Origin of the sequence: Metamycoplasma auris (assembly GCF_003253435.1) — a bacterium.
GTDB lineage: Bacteria > Bacillota_I > Bacilli_A > Mycoplasmatales > Metamycoplasmataceae > Metamycoplasma > Metamycoplasma auris.
Window position 1 is genome coordinate 1 of the sequence record NZ_QKUB01000030.1, and the last position, 1,589, is coordinate 1,589.

The following is a 1,589-nucleotide window of genomic DNA, read 5'->3' on the forward strand; positions in this document are numbered from 1 at the left end:
AGTCAAGAAACTTATGGTGTTATTGTTCCGATAGATAATGAAACTCCTAGTGGTAATTCTAATGCCAATGGTGATAGATCTAATAATTCCCATGGTGGAAATGACAGCAGACGCCCTGGAAGTGGTTCTAATGGCAATTCCGATGGTAATAATCCCAACTCATCAAATGATGAAAAAGATAAAACTAGTGACGAAAAGAAAGAAATTATTAATCTTAAACTTAATAGTCAATTATTTCTAAATTTAGCACTAAAAAATTCATATTCATCTTTTGTAAAAGCATTAAAAACTATTAATACTAAAGATGTTTTCTTAGACCTAGAAGAAAAACATTTGAAATTATTGGATGTTAAGTTTTCTACTATTGAAATTCTAAAAAGATTAAAAATTGAAGTTAATTTTAAGAAAAAAGATTATGAAACAAAATATAAAATAATTCCAACTAATACTTTTTATTTAAGTTTGGAATTTGCTAAAAGTATAGTTGATAATAATCCTAATGATAAAAAACCTAGTGAACCAATACCAAATGAAAATGATTGAGAACATACCAAACCTAGTGATTCATCGAGTGCTAATAACCCATCAAATGGCAATGGTGGAGAAACTCCTAGTGGTGGTAATTCTAATGGCAATAGTGATGGATCTAATAATTCCCATGGTGGAAATGACAGCAGACGCCCTGGAAGTGGTTCTAATGGCAAGGATAATCCATCAAATAGTGAAACCAATAAAGATAATAAGGACCCTAATCATCTAGATCCTTATAGATCTCCATATGAAATTTATCCTTGAAATCCTAAAGATCCATCTAATAATGATAAAAATGATAATAAAGATATCGATGATGAGAGCTATATTTCTAAAGCAAAAAGAGATATCTTTTTAGGAATTAAATTCAAAAGAATTAATTTAAAAGGAACTAATTCCTTAGAGCAAACGAAAGAAGAAATTAAAAAACAAATTCAATTACAAACACCATCTTTAATAATTGATGTAGATTACACTATTTTAAACTTGGAGCAAGTAGCATACGCAAGACAATACCCACAAACAAATATTGAAAATGAAAGTGACTTATCTATTTCAATTGCCAATTTACAAGCACTTAATAATAAATTTGGATATGCCCAAGTAGAAGTTACTAATGTAGTAAATCAAGTGTTAGATGAAGATATTGACTTATCAAAAATTAAGCTTAATGATATTGACTTAAATGAAAGCAATCTTTCAATGTTAAAAACTAAGGTTATTGACGAAATTAATAAGCAATTAAAGGTACACAATTTAGAAGTTGGAAAAGACTTATTAATCGAAAATTGAGACTTAGGAATTAGAGCGTTGGCGCTAGGAAATGGTATTTCTACTAAATTTAAGATAATAGGTAATAACATTAGAATTAAAAATTTTACGTCTGTAAATATAACTAATTTAGCAAAAGAAGTTACTAGGGATGAAAAGGATCCATCAAATGACCATGGTGGAAATGACAGCAGACGCCCTGGAAGCGGTTCTAATGGCAATTCTAACGGCAAGGATGATGAACATCCTAACGGCGACACTAATGGCAATAATAATGAAATAAACAA

Annotated in this window: 1 pseudogene; it reads left to right on the forward strand. The window is 29.5% G+C overall.

Going from position 1 to position 1,589, the window contains the following annotated elements:
• A pseudogene (locus tag BCF89_RS08815) lies at window positions 1–1,589 on the forward strand (Mbov_0399 family ICE element protein); the annotation flags it as partial.